At 53.5% G+C, this 6,212-nt stretch carries 8 protein-coding genes; 1 reads left to right on the forward strand and 7 read right to left on the reverse strand.

The features are described from left to right. Positions 1–490: 490 nt before the first annotated feature. The 7 genes from HJG40_RS09970 to HJG40_RS09995 all read right to left on the reverse strand — a co-directional run bounded on the left by HJG40_RS09970 (position 491) and on the right by HJG40_RS09995 (position 4,700). Positions 491–1,654: an SO_0444 family Cu/Zn efflux transporter gene (locus HJG40_RS09970; protein ID WP_215859419.1), complete on the reverse strand. Its 1,164-nt coding sequence runs from the start codon at positions 1,652–1,654 to the stop codon at positions 491–493. After that, on the reverse strand, positions 1,647–2,003 hold the full coding sequence (locus tag HJG40_RS09975) for an ArsR/SmtB family transcription factor (RefSeq protein WP_319025820.1): 357 nt from the start codon (positions 2,001–2,003) through the stop codon (positions 1,647–1,649). Before HJG40_RS09975 ends, HJG40_RS09970 begins: the two co-directional genes overlap by 8 nt. Before the next feature lie 496 nt (positions 2,004–2,499). Next, positions 2,500–2,715, reverse strand: a complete 216-nt coding sequence (locus HJG40_RS15305) for a GDCCVxC domain-containing (seleno)protein (RefSeq protein WP_075323795.1) — start codon at positions 2,713–2,715, stop codon at positions 2,500–2,502. A gap of 139 nt (positions 2,716–2,854) precedes the next feature. Next, entirely contained in the window at positions 2,855–3,289 is a 435-nt protein-coding gene (locus HJG40_RS09980; protein WP_075323796.1) for a DUF2442 domain-containing protein, read from the reverse strand. After that, on the reverse strand, positions 3,264–3,524 hold the full coding sequence (locus HJG40_RS09985; protein ID WP_075323797.1) for a DUF4160 domain-containing protein: 261 nt from the start codon (positions 3,522–3,524) through the stop codon (positions 3,264–3,266). Before HJG40_RS09985 ends, HJG40_RS09980 begins: the two co-directional genes overlap by 26 nt. Positions 3,525–3,566: 42 nt before the next feature. Further along, positions 3,567–3,971: a hypothetical protein gene (locus tag HJG40_RS09990; protein WP_075323798.1), complete on the reverse strand. Its 405-nt coding sequence runs from the start codon at positions 3,969–3,971 to the stop codon at positions 3,567–3,569. 63 nt (positions 3,972–4,034) lie between these two features. Next, positions 4,035–4,700, reverse strand: coding sequence for a helix-turn-helix domain-containing protein (locus tag HJG40_RS09995; protein ID WP_207650629.1), 666 nt, complete (start codon positions 4,698–4,700; stop codon positions 4,035–4,037). Positions 4,701–5,518: 818 nt separating this feature from the next. Here HJG40_RS09995 and HJG40_RS10000 point away from each other — a divergent pair. Further along, positions 5,519–5,803, forward strand: coding sequence for a hypothetical protein (locus tag HJG40_RS10000; protein WP_075323800.1), 285 nt, complete (start codon positions 5,519–5,521; stop codon positions 5,801–5,803). Positions 5,804–6,212 lie beyond the last annotated feature (409 nt).

Genomic DNA, 6,212 nt, shown 5'->3' on the forward strand with positions numbered 1-6,212 from the left:
CGGGCAAGCAGCAGGCGCGGGAGGCCTTTGAGCGGTTTCAGGCGGAGCAGCAGTTGCAACGGGAGCAGGAGGTAGAGCGGCCAGCGCCTCGGGAATATGAGCTGGATGGTCCTGAGTTGTGATGTTAGTGTTACAGTAACGGTTTATTACTGTGACAAGTTGCGTATATGGTGCTTTTCCGGGGACGCTTGGGCATATTTTGGGCAAAGCGCCAAAAATCACGGCATGGCACAGGCTGAAACGCCTATTTTTACTGGTGTTTTAACATGCCGACCAGCGGATTAACAATCCGGGGGTCCGGTGAAATAACCGTTACCGTAACGATTGCAGCAAGCTTCTCAAAAACGGCTTGTGGCGAGAATCAGCTTTCATTATCACTACGCCCATCTGTCAAGGGCGAGGATTCGACCTGCTGTGGAGGACCTGTCCCGCCTCGATTTGGGCTTACATCCCCAGCTTGAGCGCCACGCCCACATTTGTCATATTCGGTTCAGTTGCGAGCATGTTCAGGCGGGTTCGGGTGCCCCAGGCCTGGCAGGTGTCTGCGCAAAGGCCGCAGCGCGAGCATCGTCAGCGCGCCAGCACCGAGCAGCTTGATCCATTCCGGCAACAGTTCTTGGGTAGCGTGCAACTGTGCGACGATGTCGATATGCAGCGCAACAACGACATAATTGGTCAGCAGTCCAAACCCGATGGCGGATACGCTTATCCCAGCCAGATAGACGAACACAAACCGCCATCCGAACTCCTTACGCAATGGGCCAAGCGAGCCCAGATTGGTCGCTTGACCGGCCAACAAAAACACCAGCACCGCGCCAGGAGATATACCCGCCAGGAGCATGGCCGTTGCAATCGGCGTGGACTCGGTCGCGCAAACGTAAAACGCCAAGCTCACCAGCAGAATCACTAACATGGCAGGCAGACCACTGCCGTAGGTGCTCAACGCGGAGGGCGGCACCAGGGTCATGGTAATGCCCGCGAGCGTCAGGCCGATGAGTAGCCAGACGCTGAAGTCATCGAGCAGATTCGTGACGGCATAGCGTATGCCTGCGCCAGTGCGCGCCCAGCCGTTGCGACTTTGTGAAGCATCAGCCATGCAGGTTTCATCATTGCATGTCGAAGCGCTGCACGCGCTTGCGGGTGCGCCCTCCTGCCGCGCCGTTTGCGTCCCGCAGTCGCTCGAACAGGACGAGGCTGCAAGCGGAGTGGGCGCTGCCGTATGGCGGCCAGGCGAGACCAGACTACCCAGCAAACCGGTCATGATACCGCTCAAAATCGCGGTCACTGGGCGGACAACCGTCATGAAGGGGCCGAGCAAAGCGTACGAGATGAAAATCGAATCGACGCCTGTTTCTGGTGTCGCAATCAAAAAGGACAGGGTGGAGCCGCGCGAGGCTCCAGCGCGATGCAGACCCAGTGCCACCGGTATCACGGCGCATGAACATAGGGGCAGAGGCGCACCCATCACTGCCGCCTTGGTGATTGGCCAGAGGCCATCGCCACCCAGCCAGCTGGCCAAACGCTGCTGCGGCACCCATGCCTTGATCAGGCCTGCACTAAGTAGGCCAATCATCACGAAGGGCGCAGCGTCCAGGTAGAGTGCCCAGGTATTTCCGACGACGTGCTGGATGATGAGTTCAAGCGCATTAAGCATCAGCATCTCCTAATTCTGTGTCCGGCACTGGATGAGGCGCGGAGACGTGAGTTGAATCGAGCAGTTGCAGGACCGCATCCAAATCGCGCAGTGGGGCAGTTTTGCTGAGTTGGCAATACACCATCTTGCCGTCACTGCGCGTGACGACCCAACCCTGACTACGCAGTTGTCGGAGTTGCTGTGAGGTCGCCGCGACACTCAAACCCAATAGATGGGCAATGTCGCACACGCACAATTCCGTGACCCGTAGCGCTTGCAAAATGGTTAACCGTTTCACATTGCCCAAGGCTTTGAACCGGTCTGCAGCAGCGGCCAGGTGTACGCCATCCGCCTTGAGATGTTTCCGCACGCGGTTGATCTCGAGCGGATGAAAACAGCGGACCAAGCAGGTTTCGGCTGCAACGGACGTATCTGGGGAGGGCGCAGTCTTTTTCATGTTTCCGATAATATCAAAATGACATGCAAACACAAACCCAAAATTTCGCAATTAAACTCTGGATCTAGGCACGTTATCTCTCCTTGCAAGTTCACTGCGTGCTTATCCGGTTGTCTCCCAATGCTACTAAATATGGGGTTCTGTGAAAGCCCCTAAAAACTACCCTACGATGACCGACTGGCTTTGCCTAAAAAGGCTTGGCGAGGATCGCCGTACCAGTGTTGCCGCGATTTCATCGATTTTCAAACCCACTACCGGTAGTGGGTTTGGGAGACAACCGGATAAGCATGGTTCACTGCATAACCCTTATTTCGCTGTGGTTCCATCACCAGCAGGATCGGTTACAGGGAGTGTGATCTATGTTTCACAGTTAGACAGATGTGCCATTATGTTTCGCGGGCGTAAAATTTTAAGGCGTGCAGCAAGCGCTGGCGTTTTTTTGAATGGGTGGACAAGGAACCGTACCGAAAGAACAGAAAACACAACAATCACCTTCCTTCGGGCTTAGAATTGCACCGCAGTTTTTGCAATCATAAAACCATTGGCATGCATCCGTTGGCATCGTTTCTGTTTCTTGGTGCCCGCATTTAGGACAAGTGATTACTGATTCTAATATTATTTCCACGAGCCTCGACCCTCAGTAAAAATTTTGTCTTTTAGTAGACAGAATGCGTCATTCTGTCTTGTAGCCCCAAAACCCTGAACGGCAGATCGCCCGGTTTTGCTCGGTTCCTCTGACACCCAGGAGGGCCGATTATGGGACATTACGATATAGCCTTCTTTTCTGCTGACTGTGGACGCCCGCCAAGTCGTCCGTTTCTTCGGGCTGCCGCTGCCTTGGCGGGGCTTTTTGATACGCCCCCCTTCTGCCCAAGGCTGCGCATCCAGGCCGATGTACCGAGAACTCCCCGCGCCAATGCAGGGACGTACAGATCAGCGTCCAGTCGCGGGAAGTGTAGCCCAAGACCACGCGCTTGAATGACGATCTCTGCCATATCTGCGGGAGTGGCATTCTCTATGCCCTGAATCAATGCTGGTGGGATGTGTAGACCAACACCGTTGTTCAACTCGATCACGACCTTTCCCGTAGGTTGGTCATAGTAGGCGGACTCCGCCAGTGGGCCAGCAGCAAGCGTCTCCCGTCCACGCTGATTTGCAGCGTCCCAGTCGCGCTCAAGAATTTTGTCTACTTGGTCCATGGTACCTCTCCCACTCTCCACAGAATAATGCCAATCGGGATATGCTTTCTTCCAGAAGGTGACGTATTTCCGCCCTGGAAAAGCCGATACTCTCCCGTAGCTCCGGTGGCCCTTTCGGGCAATGCAATATGAATACTGCCTTACTATCCCCTTTTATCACGTGCACATGAGCGGGACGATGGTCGTTGAGGTAGATCACTACCCGCGCAGCGTCTATGTGATCGATGGTGGGCATAATGTCGTTATCCTAGGCGCGCTTTGGTTTATATACAAGGCATCATCCCCAAAATCGCCACCACGGACGGTCATCCTTCTCTTCGTGTCGTAATTGGTTTTGGCTTTTGGCTAGCAAGTCGCGCAGCCATAGTTCGCGTTCCTCAGCCTTATGCAATTCTTCCTCACGGATTCGCAAAATATCACGCACTCGCTGAAGTTCTGATTCTAGCTCACTGATAACAAGAATATTTGGGTCGTTAGCCTCTCGGACACCACCTGTGTCTTGACCTTCTACTGTGTCATGTAGGACACCAAACACGCGTAGCAGCTCAGAGGTATCAATAACCGGATTTCCTTGGTTGTCGTTCGTAACGCTGACCTTGCCGTTATTGATGTAAGAGCGATAAAAGGTGCTGCGAGAAACCTTCGCTAAGCTTGCAGCTTTGGTGATGCTTACCTGTGTCATTTGACTGTCGCCTATTGGTTCACTTGGTGTGTCATGGGACGTATCACCATTGTAGCAAAACAATCACTCAATGAGCGGAATTTGATCGTCATCTACGGCGTTTTTTGGGCTTTTAACGGGTGTTTCAGCCTGAAGAAAAGGCAAGTCAGGCTCCAAGCCATCCAAGATAGGCTGAGAAGGAGGCGGCTCTCCTGGGCCTGCTGGCAGTTGCTGTTCGCCAGGATATAAGACCGGGATACGGCGGAGGTCTGTGGTGTCCACTGTGGAAGGATCCTGATCGCTCCTATCAGCAACCACGGCAGCGGAGAAAACAGATAAAACCATTTCACCACGCGGCTGTCCCCAAGCCACCCGGTCATTGACCACGTATGCAGACACGCTTCCTGGGCCGTTGAGCTTTATGACTTGTATCCATCGCTCTGCCACGAGATCGGACACAGCGTTTCTTACTGTTCGGTCCGTTACACCCATCAATCCGGCAAGAGTCTTTTGACTGATAACGACTGCATTTTGATGCCCCATGTTAGCGACCAAATGATGCAGGAGAATTCCAGCACGAGGTTTTCTCATCGTCAGGTTTGCCCACGCCTCGTGGGCTTTGCGTTCTGTTTGGACCCATTGGCCATATTTGGGTGCGGCAGGTGTGCCTAATTTTTCCTGGGGGGCGGAATCTCTTTGCATTTTTTTGGAAATCCTTTTCCGATAATCTGTTCCAAAAATGTACATCATAGCGCACATTTTTGGAACACCCCGGAAACAGCTGGTTTCCGCACCCCCGGAAACAGCTGGTTTCCGCACCCCCCCTAAAACACATTAAAAAATCAGTTAGTTAAAAAATGGTCCTTTCTATGTTCTATTGGGACTTTTGTGCCGGACCTTCTGACAAGGAGTGGGCGCTTGCTCCGACTACGTCGGACCGCCCACAAACATTCCCGGCGGGGACCCTGCTGGTCCCCCTGTCCTCGCCTTCGGCTCGCCGGATCGACCCCCTATGGGGACTGCGTCCCCCACTGCCTACGGCAGCGGCTCCCCCTGCTGGTTTACCAGTGGATGAGGTCTTTTTTTGAAAAAGAGCTTTAGCTCCCGCCCCGCAGGGGCAAAGTAGGCGCGGGCGATTTGGGCGATTTGCTTGCAAATCGTCTGAATCGTTCGCAACCGCGCAGGGCGCGGAATGGTAAACGGGCCACCGTTATGACGCGCGCAGCGCATAGAACGCTGTTTGCATCGACAGCAATCCGTGCCTGGCACGGCGAAGCCGTGGCAACCAGGCACTCCTTGTCTGGGGTTTGGGTATTTTTATTTTGGAAAATGCTCATATTTCGCGTAGGACGCGTTTTCTGGCTTTGGTGGTGTTTTCCCTGTCAAATGCTCTTGCGTCGGTTCTGGGGCAAATACGGGGCCTTTACGGCATGGTTGCACGGGGTTTCTCTGGTTTGGCCATGACGAGGATGGGCACTTGTGTTGCTCCGCGACTAGTCACAGAATGTTTGGTAACTTGTGACGTGTCACGTATAATAAGATTCAGGCGACTGATGCGGAGAACAGCCATGACCAAGATAGCCGAAGTCTTATCACAACCTGTCACGAAGAAAAGAGGCCGGAAGCCCAAGGGCGACCGCCCCATGACGGCAGCGGAACGGGCCAAGGCCAGCCGCGACCATCGCCGCTTCCCGATGGAAGGCTACAGCGGGAAGCCGATCTCCGTGATGTTGTCGGGTGACGCGCATATGGCTCTGAATGACCTCATCGCCCTATACAGTGACAAGTCACAAAAAGAGATCATCGATCTGGCGCTTATCCATTTGCTCAAATTGCAGCCAGTCACCTATTAAAGGCGTTTTGTGACTTGTCGCGTTTATTGAGCTAATAGGGGTCCCCTCAGAAAACGGAATATAAAACCCGTTAAGGGCGCGATGGGGTTTTGTGTGAAACGCCTCCCAAAGTACCAGTAGGCTCATATTGACGGGATGCCCTGGATATCTTGTCCAAGTTGGGTACGAGATTGGTCACCGTTCTTCTTGAAAACAACCGTTTTTGATAAAGTGGGAATGATGATTTGAAAACTGGTTTTTTCAAACAGTTAGTGTTATCAAAAATCTATCTCAAAACAGCATGATGGGGGTGTAAGCCCAAACCCTCGAAAATTTTGTTTGGCCTCGTAATTCCCTATTCCAAGAGCAAATCGGCCACCAACGCATCGAGATCGACCGCCTTGCCCTCGCCCCGGAACGTGTAGTGGCC

This window comes from Acidithiobacillus concretivorus, from assembly GCF_018853445.1.
Classification (GTDB): domain Bacteria; phylum Pseudomonadota; class Gammaproteobacteria; order Acidithiobacillales; family Acidithiobacillaceae; genus Acidithiobacillus; species Acidithiobacillus concretivorus.